This is a genomic window from Paraburkholderia sediminicola, from assembly GCF_046027825.1.
GTDB classification, from domain to species: Bacteria; Pseudomonadota; Gammaproteobacteria; order Burkholderiales; family Burkholderiaceae; genus Paraburkholderia; species Paraburkholderia sediminicola_D.
In genome coordinates this window covers 96,971-110,372 of record NZ_JAQQDU010000016.1, presented here as the reverse complement: position 1 = coordinate 110,372, position 13,402 = coordinate 96,971, and the positions used below count along the sequence as shown (strand labels likewise).

Genomic DNA, 13,402 nt, shown 5'->3' with positions numbered 1-13,402 from the left:
ATGGCAAAGACTGCGACGACGGACCGGATCATGTCAGCCTCCTCGATTTCCGAACTCAGTTGCCAAAGTTCGCAGGTACCATCTGGTCCTGCAGCCGTGTGGTATTGCCGGCGCGCTTGAGAACAAGCTCCTGCTGCTGCTCAGCAATAAGCCGGTCTTCGGAATCGGCCAGCATCCTGAAGAGCTGCAGCTTCGTCATTTCATTGCCGACCGCCGTGCTCTCAATCTGGATGCGCGCCTGCAGTTCCCCGATGCCTTTCTGGTCCTGTGTCACATCGATCTGCTGCATCAGGCCCTGGATCTGGTCGAGCTCCTGGAGTTCGGTCTGGTATGCCAGGGTGCCAAACGTCTTGTCCTGGAACGGCTTGTTCAGCGCGCGCTGGCAGACCTGCTGGTCGATCCCGCTCTGGTCCTCGCAGTTGTAGATTTCGCTTGCCGAGCGAAGCGTCTGCGCGCTGCCCGTCAGACCTGCATAGCCGCCGTTCTGGATCGCCGTGTAGACGAACTGCCAGTTCGACGGCAGCGAATTCGACAGCACCGGATTGCTCATCAGTTCGCCGAAGCCGCGCGTACCACTGAGCGACTGGTATAGCTGGAGTTCCTGCTGCACCTCCTGTTTCAGTTGCCCCACGGTCGCGATGGCCTGTACGACGTTCTGCGCGTCATACACAGGAATACCCTGCGCATGGACGCCGGAAGACAGACAGGTGGTCGTTGCTAACGCAGCCGTTACCAGAGCGCGGCGTACAGCTGGGGTAATCATGATGCGGATCCTCCATCGTTTCCCTGATCGCCCAGGTGCTCGCGGGCAGCACGCTGATAGGCTGGCCTCGAACCGCTTCCCGCTCCGCCGTCCGAAATCTTTCCGCCCGGCCGCCGCGGACCGTGTCCGAAGCGCATGGCTGCGCCGACGCCGCGAAGTACCTGCCGTGCGGCGTATCCCGCAACGAAGGCACCGAACCCGGACAGCGTGGCGCCCCCAGCCAGACCGGATGCGACTGCAGGCAGTTGCCAACCGACAGTGGCCAGCAACACGCCAGTTGCGAACATCCCAAGCCCCGCCCCCCAGGATGCGGCGTTATCGAGCGCGCCCTGGACAGCCGCTGTCAGCGCAGACGCGTTCGCATCAGGCGACGAGGTCGTCACCTGGAACGGCGCAAGGTCTGCTGAAAACGCGGTTAGTGCCATGCCCAGAAACGCTGCTATGAGCACCTGCAGCAACGCGTAGTTGGCAATCTTCGCGGTCCATGCCTCGAAGAATCGGGCGGTCGGGCCGAATGCCCCGCACGCGATGAACAGTGGCCCAAGGCCGAGCACCAGATCCAGCAGCAGCCTCGCCATCACGGCCTCGAATGCGAGGACGATCAGGAAAATCGACGCGCCGAGTGCCGCCACCAGCCCACAGGCAAAATCTCCAATGCCAGCGACGATTCCCGCGATGCTGAATCCTTCGTGCGTCGCCTTGTTGAAGTACGCATCCATCACCAGATCAATCTGACGGTCATAGCAGTCGAGCGTCTGGTAAATGGCGGACGCGCTCGTGCCTGTCACGCTGCTGCCACTCACCGTTCCGCAGCCGGGGTTGCCTGCACCAGCATTGGCCGCCGCGGTCTGGATCGCCTGGGCCAGGCCCGTCGTCGCCCCTTCGACGGCCATGACGACCTGGGACTGGTAGATGCCCGCGCCGAGTGCAAAGGCGAGCATGATGGCCACCTTCAGGCCACGCCATGCGAATGCAGGTACTGACTCATGGGCCTCGCCACGCACCACGGCGAACCCGTACGTGATGATCCAGATCGAAAGTGCGGTCGTGACAACAGGTACCAGCGCGCTGGAGAGCGCTGAGGACACGCTCGTGACATACGTCGACATGCCGTTTTCGAGCGTGCCGCCGACTGAAGTGAAAAGGCCGCTCATCGTGCACCTCTTCCCGACATACGCCGGGTCGGCACGTTCAGGGCGGTCCCGGTCGCACGACGTTTCGCCAGCCGCTCATGGAATACGGGGAGCCACGCGACAGGATCGTCGCCGACCTCGGCGCGGATCCCGTCGAGCAGTTCGACGTTGTCCGTCGTCCCCGACAGGACGTCGAGCACGTCGCCGAGCCCGGCCAGGTCCAGCCGGCCGATGGCCGACCGATGGCCCTGCTTCACAAGGAACAGCCGGCTGGTCTCGCCGAGAGACCGGACGATGTTGAATTCCGCCTCGGTCAGCTTGAAGCCATGCACGTAGTCGTCGTAGTCGGCGCGCGGGTTCGGCAGGAAGAAGAACGTCGCGGTCTGCTCGACCAGCGCCCGCGCGATGTCGCTACGCAGCACATCGGCCGGGGACTGCGTATCGAAGATGCCCAGACCGTTCTGCTTGCGGATCGTCTTCTGCTTGTCCTTTGCGAAATCCGTGAAAACCGGATCGCCCAGGCGCTTCCAGAATTCGGTCATCACATAGACAAAGCGCCGCCCGTCGATCAGGCTTTCGGTCAGCTGCAGCAGGTACATCGTGACCGGCGTCGACACCTCCGGATCGTCGAGCAGCTCCGTATCATCGAATCCGAACAGCTGGTTGTGGCTAAAATCCAGAAGGTCCGACGGGTTGTCCAGCACCCAGCCGAGCCGCCCGCCTGCACACCACTTCGTGAGGCGCGCATGCAGGCTGTTGTCGCCCACGGCGGGCAGCAGTTGCCGGACCATCGACAGGCGCCGGAGCTGCCTTTCCATGCGTGCGACCTCCCGCACGGCACGCGAAATGTCGAGTTCGTCCTTCGCCGACAGCAGCGTGCCGGTGTCGACCAGACGGCGCACCAGCCGCTCCCAGAAGTCCAGCACCGCCTCGTCCGGATCGAGCTGGAAGGGATTGAGTCCCGTCGGAACACCCCGTCGAAACACCGTGTAGCGCCCTCCCATTGCCCGGATCGCGATCTCGGTGCCCCGGTCCTTGTCGTAGACGACGCCGGTGAGGCCATACTTCATCGCCATCGCCAGCAGGAACAGCTCCAGCACCGTCTTGCCGGCCCCCGCCTGCCCGATGATCTGCGTGTTGGCGAGCGCCTTCTCGTCAGCGGACTCCTTCTTCTCCGGCGTCGTATGGAAGTTCAGGTACAGCGGCTGGCCACTCGGCGTCTTCACGATCGTGATCGCCTCGCCCCACGGATTGCCGTCGCGCTTGCCGGTCGCGAAGTTGTGCAGGCTCGCCAGCCCGCAGAAGTTACGCGAGGTGAGCTTCGCCTCGCGTGGCCGGTAACGCCAGTTGGCTGGCAACTGGGCGAACCAGGCGGCGTCCGCCACGAGATCTACGAGCGCAGTCTGGAAGCCGACATCTGCGAGCTGCGTGCGCGCCTTCGCCACGTGCCGCGCGACCTCGTCGGGCCGGTCACCGAGCACCGCGAGCGAATAGTGATATTCACCGAGGACGAAATCACCGTTGATCAGGTCGTCCAGCGCCTGGTCCATTGCCTGAACCTGCGACACCGCCACGTCCTCGCCCGCAATCAGCTGGTTGCGCTGACGCTCGAGCGCCTCCTTCGCCGTGGGACGGTCGAGAATCGTGAAGCTCTGGGTCTCGATGTATTCGAAGTCACCGTAGAGCAGACCGTCGAGCATCCCCGGCTCGGTCTCCTCGGGATAGTCCTTCAGGTCGAGTAGCGCCGCATAGCGCGTCGCCCCTGGCATGCGGATCTCGACCTTCTCGGTCCGGAAGAACAGCCGCGAAGTCGGCAGCGCCTCCGCTATCCTGCCGGCCGGCACCGGTACCGGCTCCCACACGGCGTTGACGAGATAACCCAGGAACTCCAGTGCCGATGAGAAGCGCACGGGCCGCTGCATGTAACGGATCGGCTTCCTGTAGACACCAAGCGGCACCGGGTCCCAGGGCTTCAGACCGGATTCGACCTGGGCGGCAAGCTCCGCCATCACCTTCAGGGCTTCATGCTGGTCCCGCCGGATATCATCCGGCGTGCGGCGTGCCGCCTGACTGAAAAGACGCCCCAGGCGCGTGCGATGCGGCCGGTACACGAGCGTCAGGTACAGCTCGTTGGCCATCATCCGGTAGCCGGCAAAGCTTGCGTAGTAGCGCGTCGCGAGCTCCTGGCAGAACGGGTTGCCGTACGGCGTGGCGAAATGGTCGCTCACGCGCCGGCGGATCCGGTGCGACCACAGGCCGACGTGACCACCCGGCAGGCTGCGCACGAGCTGGTTGAATCCTTCGTGACGCACGAGGATGTCACCCGGATCGGCCACTTCGAAGGCGATGCCGGCGACCTTCCAGACACGCAGGTAGTCCCCTTCCCGCGTGCGGATCACGTAGTCATTCACGTGCGACGAAAACGGCACGAAATCCGCGAGCACAGCCTCGCGTTCGGCAATGTCGATGAGTTGCGGCAGCGCACCCATGTCAGCCCCTCCTCTTGAGACAGAGCGGCATGTAGGCGTGCGCACCCCAGAAGCGGCGGTTGCGCTGGCGAAGCACCATGCGAATGCCCAATGCGAACTGCGCCAGACGCTGGTCGTCGTGGCGCGTGACCGAGCGCATCGTGACAAAAATAGGGATGAGGAGCAGCACGATGCCGACGCCCACCGGCGGACTGGCGAGCAGCGCCCAGATCGCGGGGATCAGGATGCTGCCGCCCACCATGAGGAACGGAACCAGCGGCACACCCCAGAGCATCGCCGGGCGCGTGCAGCCCTTGAAGACGGGATCCCTCAGTGGATTCATGCGCGGATTCATGTGCGCCTCCGCATCAGCTCGTCGGGATCAGCATCGCCGCGATCACCGTGGCGCAGCCCACGAACAGGCCGCCGATGAACACGTTGGCAATGTCGCCAAAGCGTGCGTGCTGGAACATCATCTTGAAACCCGCCCAGATGATCGAGATCGAACACACCACCGCGCCCACGCTGAGCAGCGTGGTCTGGATCGTCGTGAGCAGCGTGTTGACCTGCGAGAGCTGCGCGTATGCCGGTGTCACCGCCAGCATCACCATGGGCACAACCGCGAGGCCGCGCCACGCATGTCGCGCCGATCCGGGCGTCCGCAACTGCTTCGGAACCTGACGCCATTTGATATGTAGTCCTGATTTCATAGATTACTCCTGTCACGCGCGTTGTCTCTGCTTTCTCAGAACACCACAGCGCTTTCCTGCGTCATGTCGTCTGCCTGACCGGCCTTCCGGTCCGTGCTGCCGTCCGTGGGGGACCCGAAGCCAGCGTGACCGCGGGATGGGTCAGACCGCGCGGCCTCCGGTCGGGAGGGAATGACGGAAATGGGCGAAACGTCGCTGGCAATGGCCGGAACCACCGGATCGGGCCGTGCAGCCTGGGCGACGACCCGCTGCACATAGCCCGTACGAAACCCGCTGGAAAAGTCGCCGCTCGCGTAGCACGAAAGCCCCGCGCGCAATGCGTCCTGCACCTGCGCGTGTGTCCCTGCACGTGCCCGCGTTTGTGCCCCTTTCGCACGCTCGAAACACCCCTGGAGGATCGCTGCGCCGGCGGCGAGATTCCGGCACGGCTCGAAGACCGTCTCCGGTGTCAGGCCGAAATGGCTCCAGTTTGACCGGTTCACCTGTGCGAGACCCGCGCTGTAATTCCACCCAGCGGCATCCAGCGCACGTGCTGTCGCGACAGCTTCACCAAGGTTCACTGGTTGCCGCTGGAGGCGGCCATGCACCACCCCGATCGCGTACGGGTTGAAACCCGACTCGACCCGCACGACTGCTGCCGTCGTGGCAGGCGCCACGGCAGGCGCGCACTGCTGTGCCAGGGTCAGGAATGCGGCGAGCGGAATCATTCGCCACCTCCCTGCCCGCCCGAGCTTTCGTACTCGCGCTCCAGAAAGAGGCGGGCCGACTGTGTCGGGTTGTACGGGATCGTCGTACTGCCAGCCCCGTAGAACTCCGTGATCGTGCGGTCTGTACCTCTCGCGTCCCACCATACCCGTGTGTACAGCGAGCCGTCGATCTCGACGTCGATTGCACCGCGCGCATTGCACAGCAGTTCGCCCTGCTCGGGGCCGCCCCAGTACAGCAGATCCTCGCGGCAGTATCCCGCGCTCGCAAAGACGTTCACGACCGATGTCCCCTGCGAGCCGCCTGCCCGGAAGTCGCAAGTCGGGAAAGGATCGCCGTGGCGCAGGGCAGCCCACAGTCTCTCGATCGGCGGAGCGCACTCGCCATACTGTTCAGGCCCGCCGGGATTGGAGAGGCACAGGATCACCTGGCAGCCCCAGTCGTCAGCACGGGCAATACCGGGCGCCACGATCGATGTGCCGAGGAAGGCGGCGAGGACGATCAACCAGCGGCACAGCGGAGCACGGCCGACGGCAATGTCGACGGAAGTAGTAGTAACAGTGGCAGCGTCATGCATCACAAACCTCCGCATGCCGGAGGGCGGGCACGGCGCCGTCCTGGATCGCTTCGAGGCGGTGCGTGATCACATCGAGACAGGTGGCCCCCGCACGGAGGTCTTCAGGCACGCCTGCATCCCGTGCGGCAGGCTCGCTGTCCGCCGGCGTGAAAGGTTCGATACGGCAGACGGACGTCAGGTGGGGCAGCCAGACGTATCCCCGGGGAGACGCCGGATCCGCGATCAACCATTCAGGCAGCGTCGTCTCCATCACCTTCGCCCACGCCTCTTCCATTGCCGTAGGGACCGCCACGACCGGCAGAATTCCGGTGAAGCGCAGTGCCGGATTCAGTCGGGCCCGGATGTTGCGGATGCCGTACGTGCCGTGGATGACCTCCGAGGCGCAGTTGACGCATTCGGGTGACACCGCGACGGGGCTTAGCACCGCGTCCACGAGCGCCTCTGCACAGACGGCGCGCAGGTCCGGCAACGCGGGAGCATCGACCAGGCAGACATCGAACCACGGTGCCACCACAGACAGCAGATGACGAAGGTTCGCGTAATAGCGCGTGCGGGCTGGATCGTCGCGCGACAGCAGACCGTCGATGGCGTTCGCATTGAGCACGTGCACGCAACCGCCCGATGCGGACCGGGCGCTCTCCTGCGGCGCCGGCGCACGGTTACCAGACACGATCGCGTCGTACCGGTAGCGGGCAAGCAGGTACGCGCAGCGCGGCGGCTCGGCCAGATCCAGTACCAGCACCCGCCAGTGGGAGGCGCACTGCAGGTGGCGGGCGAGCAGACAGGTCAGCGTCGTCCTGCCCGAACTGCCCTTTGCCGAAATGATCAGAAGCGATTTCATGGTTCATCGTCCTCCGCCGCGCCCGCTGTCGATGAACCTGCGAAGAAAAAGGAACCCGCGCCGCCAGGGAGGCTAACCGCGGGCTCAACGGGGGATCATTGCATCAGCACCAGAATGCAGAAAGCCTGCAGATGCAGGCTTTTTTCGAATGCGTCACGGCACACCACGTCGTCGCACAGACATCGAAACTGCGGGGCCGCTAGCGCGTACTCGGTCGTGCGTAGCACGTTGACCGGATCAGATTGTTAGCTTCAATCTAGGCGAGTGCGTGGCGCAATGCAAGAACCCTCAGTCGGCCTGCCATCCCTGCTTTTACCCACGTGTTCCCAGGTGTTCCCACGACGTCCCAGAAAAATTTTCACGTCCAGACCTTCACCCTAACGTCCCCTGCTGCAGCGGCGTCGCTCGCCGACACAACATACCAGCTGCGCACCAGCACGAGCTGGCTCGGCGACGGGCCCACTATCTGTCTGCGTCCCGGTCGATCAGCCGCCTTCACGATCCTGGGTAATCCTGGATCCCGCCATCCAGGACCCGTGCGAGCGCCGCCCGTGCAGCGGCAAGTTCCAGATCAAGGCATTGGGCCGGGCGCCGCGGTATACGCAGTCGACGGCAGACCACTTCCCGACGCGCATGCCAGAGATAGACCATGCGTAGCAGGTCGCGATGCCGGGGATGCAGGGTCCGCCATGCTTTCGTGATTCGTGCCGCATCGACCGGATCGTAGGCGCCCCGCGATGCATTACCCCAGTTCTCCAGCCGCCGGCGCAGGGGTGCCGAAGCGAGATCGCGACTCATGGCGCACCTCCTGACGCATGCCCCATTTCGTCGTCGCGCGCTGGCACAGGCGCCCGGTAACGCGCAGGATTCTCCAGAAACCTTCCAATGTCCGCCGCGCGCCATCCCACCAGGCGACCACCCAGTGGCACGGCCGGTGGAAAGGTTCGGGCCTGCATACGCCGGTAAATCGTTGAACGTGACAGCCCCGTTATCTCTTCGACCTGACGGCGGCGCAGGATCCTGTGCGCCTCGCTGTTCGCAGTTGACATGGCCTTCCCCCCAGAAAAGATGCCGGCCTCGGGTTGCCGGTACATGGGGGCATTCAAGCAGCAGTCGTGGCCGGCTTCCAAACCCGTCTTATCGACGGGAAGCTCCCGTCGGGCGTGGCGAACAACGTGTGGGTGACGCGTAACGTATCAGCGATCACCGGCGATGATTATCGCGGTCAATCTCACGAATATGGAGCGTAGAATGGTCAGCACCAGACGTACCGGGGTAGTCCGGCAAAGGTCGTACCCTCGCATCAACCGGGAGAGACGTTCGTGCTGTCTTCCGATGAATGGCAAAAGCGTACGGTTGAGGATGGCGTCGTGCGCTGCCCGGCATGCGAGTCGCTGAATGTGACGATGGGGGCTTGTGCTGTAGGCGCGTACACCGTCTACCAGGAGTACGTGTGCGAAGACTGCGGGTACGAATTCCAGGCCATGTTTGGCCTGATCGGGTGCGTGCCCGGAAGCAACAACCAGGACGACGATGCCCGAGGCATTGTTCCGCCAGCAGGCAGCTGAGTACATCGGCCTGAAACCCGGGATACGGTTACAGGCATGCAGGCGTTGCAGTCCTGCAGAGCCGCTGGAGCGCGCCCGTCCGAAGCGATTCAACCGCGCCTGAGAGGAAATCACCAGCGACGCCGGGCGGCTGCGCGGCATGCGCTCCAGAGATTTTTCGTCCCGCTCCGACTGCCCTCGCGGCTTGAGTGCGACGCGTTGCAACACACGCCGCCGGGATCCGAGGCGTCATCCGCCGCGTTATGGAGGGATTCCGATGCGCCGACCTGCCAGTTTCGTCACCGGTTTTCCGGGCATCCAGGCATGCTGGACAGGGTCGACTAGAACTTCATCCTGATGCCCGCACCCACGCTATTGCCGGACGACACGCTGGTCATCGTGTCGTACCGCCATGCGGCGTAGACGTCTGTGCGCTTCGACAGCGGGTAGTCGTATCCGAGCACCACGGTCGACCAGCGGATATCGGCGCCCTGTGCAGGCCGCCGGAGCGTCCCCGCCCAGGACACCAGTATGCTGCCCGTGCCGACCCGGGCGCTCGCCCCCACCTGAACGGTATCGTCGCTGAGCTCGTTGTTGTTGGTCACCCGTTCGTACTGCAGATAAAGCTTGACCGCCTGCAGGCGATATGCCGCTCCAGCCAGCCACGCCGTCTGTTCCGTGGCGCCGTTCAGGAAAAGCGACGCGGTGTGAAGGCTCTGGACTGCGGCGGTCGCAGAGAACGGGCCCGCGAAGTAGAGCACGTTCGCACTGTAGTTCGCCTGTCCGGCCTGACCCGCGATGCCTGCATTGCTGTACAGCACACTTCCTGTCAGGCCGCCCGCCTCCGGCGACTGGTAGACGATCGAGTCGTCAATCGCCGTGTCGCTTTGCACCGACGCCGCGCCCATCGCGGAACCCAGAAACGTGTGGACCACCATGGGGGAGAAAACGAACGAGTTGCCGAACGGGTTGAAAAGCAGTGTGGAGACGAACAGCAGTGAATCATTACGTCCCAGCGTCAGTTGACCAAATTCCCCGCTCAGGCCGACGAACGCCCTGCGGCCAAAGAATGACTGCCCGTCGTACGCTCCTGACTGCCCACCGTTGATCCGGTAGAAGCTCTCGAGCGTGAAGATCGCCTTCATGCCACTGCCCAGATCCTCGGCGCCCGACATACCCCAATACGATGTCGAGAGCCCTCCCGAACCCACCTCCCACGCGTTGCCCGCCGAGCCGGGTGTACGCACCACCCCGGCAAATGCATCGGCCAGCCCGTAGAGAGAAACCGACGACTGGGCGTGTGCCACGCCCACAGTGACGCACAACGACAGCGCTGCCAGCGCCTTGCTCCATGTTCCCCGCACATCCCTGCACATGTTTTTCTCCTTCATCGCTTGTGAGTGTTCTCTTGACGCTCTCGCCCGCCTGACGGCACGGTCTGTCGCCGTGCGTCACCCCGGCCTGACGCGTGCGATCGGCCTTCCGCGTTCGGCCAGTGCAATGGCGATCAGCAGTTCGTCCGGTGCCGGTGAGTCGGGGACGCAGAGCGATACCGTGTCGAAGTGGTCGAAGCTCCACATGTCCGTGACGCTGTGCAGGGGAATATCGACGCACGCACCCGCCGACCCGCGCTTCGTGACGGAGGGCATGATCGAGGAGGCGCCAGGCAGGCAGTCGCGCACCGACTTGCCGAGTCGTGGATGCAGCACCGCCGCTCCCCATTCGAGCGGTACTCCTGTGCCAGCAAGCGCGGCCTTCCCGTAACCCTGGATGTCTTGCCCCGCACAACCGAGCGCAAGCAGCGCCCGTCCGGTGAGCATCTGGCCAAGTTCGGCGCCCGCCGCATATAGCGCCTCAAGCTCGCAGGCGGCATCCTGGTCGGTCGTCTTCAGTACCGCAGCGGCCACTATCTGGCGGTGCGGTGGCGTCACTGGCGTGCCGAGCTCCGCGCACCGTTCAACGAGATGGAGCACGATCCGCGTGATCTGGACGTTCATGGCACGATCTCCGTGTCGCCCGGTAGCTGCAATTCCAGGCCTGGTGCCGGAAACTCCCCTCTCGCCAGTTCGTACGCACGCGCTGCCCGCAGGACCAGGGCATCGCTGCCCCGACGCCCGATAATCTGCAGGCCGACAGGCAGATCCCCGGCGAATCCGCACGGCACGGATATCGCAGGCACGCCAGCCTGGTTGCACCACGCTGTCAGAACGGGCGCCTGACGCAGATGGGCGGGCAGGCCGGGAACCGGAGGCGGTCCGCAATGAAACGTCGGCGTGAGGAGCAGGTCATAACGCTCGAAGAAGGTTTCCATCGATGCGCCGAGTGCGTGACGGGCAAGCAGTGCATCGACGAATGTCGCGGTGTCTATCCGTACCCCTGCATCCGAAAGTGCCGTCAGGTCAGGATCAAGCAGTGACCTGTCGGCTGCATCCATATGCCGCACGCGCTGCGCGAAGAACACGGACCACTGGACCGAATGCATGCGGCCATTGCCGTAGTGGTCCGCAATCGGCGCGACATCGGTCTGGATGACCGTCGCGCCGAGTGCGCCAAATGTGTCCACTGCCCTCCCGACACACTCCGCGATGTCCGGCGCCACCGACACACTGTCCGGGGCGGGACACCAGGCGACCCGCAGACCCGCGACGCCGTCGTCCAGCGCGCCGGAACAGCCGGATGGACTCCCCGCTCCAGGAGGCCGGTTGCCATTCGCGCAGGTCATCGCATCAAGCATCAAAGCTGCATCGCGCACGGTTCGCGCGATCGGGCCGAGCGTAGACAGTGCGGTCCACGACGCCGCATTGCCCGCCGGAACCAGCGCGAACGTAGGCTTGAACCCAACCACACCGCTCCAGCCGGCCGGAATCCGGATGGACCCGCCCCCATCGGTCGCAAGCGATAGCGGACCCATGCCCAGCGCAACCGCGACCGCCGATCCGCCGCTGCTGCCTCCCGGCGAGAGCCGCGTATCCCACGGATTACGCGTCGCGCCTGTCAACGGGCAGTCAGTGACGATCTTGTTGCCGAACTCGGAAGTCGTGGTCTTGCCGAACGGTATGGCACCCGCGCGCCGCAGCCGTGCGACGGCCGGTGCATCGGCGTTTTCACGGTCCGGCGAAGCGGTCCATGATCCATGCCGTGTCGGAAGACCGGCCACGGCGACGAGATCCTTGACCGATACCGGTACGCCATCGAGCGGACCACACGGCTCGCCGCGCATCCACCGGCGCTCGGCTTCGCCGGCCGCTAAAATCGCCCCTTCCTCGTCGAGGGCGCAGAAGGCGTTGACTACCGGATCGAGCTTCGTGACCCTGTCCAGTACCGCGCACATGACCTCCACAGGCGAGAGGCTGCGCTGCCGGAAGCCGGCAACCAGCTGAGCTGCATTCAGCATGACAATTTCACTCATTTTGCAGTCCTTATCTCTTGGTGCAAATGATTCCAACGCGTGACGAGGACGCGTCTATCCTTCACAGACCGGCGTCACCGGGCCAGCGGATTCGAGGATCGAAAAGCTGTTATCGGCAAGCGCCTGGCCGATCCGTGTCTGGCAAAGCACATGGCCCCCGTCGTGACTCACACCGGTTTTGCCACGCGGCAGCGCAACGGACACGGCGGGCAATGCAGCCCTCACGCGCCCGGCGTCGACACTTCCCGCCGACCGGACGGCTTCGGCGAAAAGACGAATGCCCGCGTAGGTGTTCTCGCCGTGCGGGAGCACCACGGCATAGCGGCCGAGGCGGGGGTCGCGTGCGTCGGCGTAACGGGCTGTATAGCGTGTGAGGAACGCCTGGTTTTCCGGGTTGTCGATGCTCATGAAGTACGACGACACGCCGATCGTTCCCGTCGATGCACCTGTAGTTGCAATCGAGAGAGATTCGTGCGCGATGTCCGTCACCAGCTGCGGTTTCATCGCGAACGAGCGGTACTGCTTCACGAACGTCACCGGGTCGTCCCCAATGCTGTGCCACACGATCTGCGGATTCGCGCTGGCGACCTGTTGCAGGACGGTCCCATAGTCGCGCGTGCCGAAGGGCAGCCAGTAGACGCCGAGGAACTTGCCGCCGTGGCGGGCCACCGCCGCCTGCAGTTGCGGGACCAGCACCTTCCGGTTGCTGCCGATATCCGACACCACTGCGCAGACGGAGCGTCCACCCTCTCGCATGAGCCACGCAATGAGCGGCTCGATCCGCTGGCTCGCGGCGAGGCCTGTCGTGAGCAGTTGCGGGTCGCACCGCCCTTCATCGAAGTTGGGATAGACGATGAGCTTTCGCGCTGCCCTCGCCGCCTGAAGGGCCGCCTCGCGCTCAGACGGCAGCACCATGCCCGTGATCATTGCTACGTCGTCACGCATGAAAAGCTGCCGCGCCTTCTCCAGCGTAACGGCCGTCGACATCTGCGTGTCCTCCACGCTCAGTTGCAGTGGCCGTCCCTGCAGCCCACCCGCGGCATTGATCTCATCCACCGCCAGCGCGGCACAGTTACGGTTGGTCTGTCCCACGCGCGTCAGGGGACCGCTGAGTGGCGCGAGCAGGCCGATCTTCAACGGCTCGGCGCCACGCGCGAACGGAGCGACAGCCGATGTGGCGAGGGAGGCAGCCGCGCCAAGCAGCAGGGTTCGGGAAAATTCACGTCGGTTCATGCGTTTTCTCACTAGG

General features: G+C 64.4%; 15 protein-coding genes. 1 reads left to right on the top strand and 14 read right to left on the bottom strand.

Annotation, left to right across the window (positions count from 1 at the left end; genetic code table 11):
• Window positions 1-55 precede the first annotated feature (55 nt).
• The 10 genes from PQQ96_RS11785 to PQQ96_RS11740 all read right to left on the bottom strand — a co-directional run bounded on the left by PQQ96_RS11785 (window position 56) and on the right by PQQ96_RS11740 (window position 8,246).
• Window positions 56-763 carry a TrbJ/VirB5 family protein gene (locus PQQ96_RS11785; RefSeq protein WP_408291774.1) on the bottom strand — a complete coding sequence of 236 codons (708 nt, stop codon included), beginning with the start codon at window positions 761-763 and terminating at the stop codon, window positions 56-58.
• The gene (locus PQQ96_RS11780; RefSeq protein WP_408291772.1) at window positions 760-1,917 is read right to left on the bottom strand and encodes a TrbL/VirB6 family protein; all 1,158 of its coding nucleotides are present in this window, start codon (window positions 1,915-1,917) and stop codon (window positions 760-762) included. The genes PQQ96_RS11785 and PQQ96_RS11780 overlap by 4 nt, the downstream gene beginning before the upstream one ends.
• Window positions 1,914-4,385: a VirB4 family type IV secretion/conjugal transfer ATPase gene (locus PQQ96_RS11775; protein ID WP_408291771.1), complete on the bottom strand. Its 2,472-nt coding sequence runs from the start codon at window positions 4,383-4,385 to the stop codon at window positions 1,914-1,916. The genes PQQ96_RS11780 and PQQ96_RS11775 overlap by 4 nt, the downstream gene beginning before the upstream one ends.
• A gap of 1 nt (window position 4,386) precedes the next feature.
• The gene (locus tag PQQ96_RS11770; protein ID WP_408291769.1) at window positions 4,387-4,719 is read right to left on the bottom strand and encodes a VirB3 family type IV secretion system protein; all 333 of its coding nucleotides are present in this window, start codon (window positions 4,717-4,719) and stop codon (window positions 4,387-4,389) included.
• Window positions 4,720-4,732: 13 nt separating this feature from the next.
• A complete protein-coding gene (locus PQQ96_RS11765; protein ID WP_408291768.1) occupies window positions 4,733-5,074 on the bottom strand; it encodes a TrbC/VirB2 family protein in 342 nt (113 codons plus the stop codon).
• A 35-nt stretch (window positions 5,075-5,109) separates the two neighbouring features.
• Window positions 5,110-5,781, bottom strand: a complete 672-nt coding sequence (locus PQQ96_RS11760; RefSeq protein ID WP_408291766.1) for a lytic transglycosylase domain-containing protein — start codon at window positions 5,779-5,781, stop codon at window positions 5,110-5,112.
• On the bottom strand, window positions 5,778-6,356 hold the full coding sequence (locus tag PQQ96_RS11755) for a hypothetical protein (RefSeq protein ID WP_408291764.1): 579 nt from the start codon (window positions 6,354-6,356) through the stop codon (window positions 5,778-5,780). The genes PQQ96_RS11760 and PQQ96_RS11755 overlap by 4 nt, the downstream gene beginning before the upstream one ends.
• Window positions 6,349-7,197, bottom strand: a complete 849-nt coding sequence (locus PQQ96_RS11750) for a ParA family protein (RefSeq protein WP_408291762.1) — start codon at window positions 7,195-7,197, stop codon at window positions 6,349-6,351. Before PQQ96_RS11750 ends, PQQ96_RS11755 begins: the two co-directional genes overlap by 8 nt.
• A gap of 495 nt (window positions 7,198-7,692) precedes the next feature.
• Entirely contained in the window at window positions 7,693-7,995 is a 303-nt protein-coding gene (locus PQQ96_RS11745) for a hypothetical protein (protein WP_408291760.1), read from the bottom strand.
• Window positions 7,992-8,246: an AlpA family transcriptional regulator gene (locus tag PQQ96_RS11740; RefSeq protein WP_408291758.1), complete on the bottom strand. Its 255-nt coding sequence runs from the start codon at window positions 8,244-8,246 to the stop codon at window positions 7,992-7,994. The genes PQQ96_RS11745 and PQQ96_RS11740 overlap by 4 nt, the downstream gene beginning before the upstream one ends.
• Window positions 8,247-8,519: 273 nt before the next feature.
• Between PQQ96_RS11740 and PQQ96_RS11735 the strand changes: the two genes are divergently transcribed.
• Entirely contained in the window at window positions 8,520-8,765 is a 246-nt protein-coding gene (locus PQQ96_RS11735; protein ID WP_408291756.1) for a hypothetical protein, read from the top strand.
• Between the two features lie 320 nt (window positions 8,766-9,085).
• Here PQQ96_RS11735 and PQQ96_RS11730 read toward each other — a convergent pair whose 3' ends face one another.
• The 4 genes from PQQ96_RS11730 to PQQ96_RS11715 all read right to left on the bottom strand — a co-directional run bounded on the left by PQQ96_RS11730 (window position 9,086) and on the right by PQQ96_RS11715 (window position 13,386).
• Window positions 9,086-10,120, bottom strand: coding sequence for a porin (locus PQQ96_RS11730; protein ID WP_408291755.1), 1,035 nt, complete (start codon window positions 10,118-10,120; stop codon window positions 9,086-9,088).
• 75 nt (window positions 10,121-10,195) lie between these two features.
• A complete protein-coding gene (locus tag PQQ96_RS11725) occupies window positions 10,196-10,741 on the bottom strand; it encodes an amino acid synthesis family protein (RefSeq protein ID WP_408291754.1) in 546 nt (181 codons plus the stop codon).
• Window positions 10,738-12,153 (bottom strand): amidase family protein, encoded by a 1,416-nt coding sequence (locus PQQ96_RS11720; RefSeq protein WP_408291752.1) that lies wholly within the window; start codon window positions 12,151-12,153, stop codon window positions 10,738-10,740. Before PQQ96_RS11720 ends, PQQ96_RS11725 begins: the two co-directional genes overlap by 4 nt.
• 54 nt (window positions 12,154-12,207) lie before the next feature.
• Window positions 12,208-13,386 (bottom strand): ABC transporter substrate-binding protein, encoded by a 1,179-nt coding sequence (locus tag PQQ96_RS11715; protein ID WP_408291751.1) that lies wholly within the window; start codon window positions 13,384-13,386, stop codon window positions 12,208-12,210.
• Window positions 13,387-13,402: the final 16 nt, after the last annotated feature.

Excerpts from the sequence above, each read along its gene's own strand:
- PQQ96_RS11785 (WP_408291774.1), bottom strand. The coding sequence starts at position 763 with ATGATTACCCCAGCTGTACGCCGCGCTCTGGTAACGGCTGCGTTAGCA.
- PQQ96_RS11780 (WP_408291772.1), bottom strand. The coding sequence starts at position 1,917 with ATGAGCGGCCTTTTCACTTCAGTCGGCGGCACGCTCGAAAACGGCATG.
- PQQ96_RS11775 (WP_408291771.1), bottom strand. The coding sequence starts at position 4,385 with ATGGGTGCGCTGCCGCAACTCATCGACATTGCCGAACGCGAGGCTGTG.
- PQQ96_RS11770 (WP_408291769.1), bottom strand. The coding sequence starts at position 4,719 with ATGAATCCGCGCATGAATCCACTGAGGGATCCCGTCTTCAAGGGCTGC.
- PQQ96_RS11765 (WP_408291768.1), bottom strand. The coding sequence starts at position 5,074 with ATGAAATCAGGACTACATATCAAATGGCGTCAGGTTCCGAAGCAGTTG.
- PQQ96_RS11760 (WP_408291766.1), bottom strand. The coding sequence starts at position 5,781 with ATGATTCCGCTCGCCGCATTCCTGACCCTGGCACAGCAGTGCGCGCCT.
- PQQ96_RS11755 (WP_408291764.1), bottom strand. The coding sequence starts at position 6,356 with ATGCATGACGCTGCCACTGTTACTACTACTTCCGTCGACATTGCCGTC.
- PQQ96_RS11750 (WP_408291762.1), bottom strand. The coding sequence starts at position 7,197 with ATGAAATCGCTTCTGATCATTTCGGCAAAGGGCAGTTCGGGCAGGACG.
- PQQ96_RS11745 (WP_408291760.1), bottom strand. The coding sequence starts at position 7,995 with ATGAGTCGCGATCTCGCTTCGGCACCCCTGCGCCGGCGGCTGGAGAAC.
- PQQ96_RS11740 (WP_408291758.1), bottom strand. The coding sequence starts at position 8,246 with ATGTCAACTGCGAACAGCGAGGCGCACAGGATCCTGCGCCGCCGTCAG.
- PQQ96_RS11730 (WP_408291755.1), bottom strand. The coding sequence starts at position 10,120 with ATGTGCAGGGATGTGCGGGGAACATGGAGCAAGGCGCTGGCAGCGCTG.
- PQQ96_RS11725 (WP_408291754.1), bottom strand. The coding sequence starts at position 10,741 with ATGAACGTCCAGATCACGCGGATCGTGCTCCATCTCGTTGAACGGTGC.
- PQQ96_RS11720 (WP_408291752.1), bottom strand. The coding sequence starts at position 12,153 with ATGAGTGAAATTGTCATGCTGAATGCAGCTCAGCTGGTTGCCGGCTTC.
- PQQ96_RS11715 (WP_408291751.1), bottom strand. The coding sequence starts at position 13,386 with ATGAACCGACGTGAATTTTCCCGAACCCTGCTGCTTGGCGCGGCTGCC.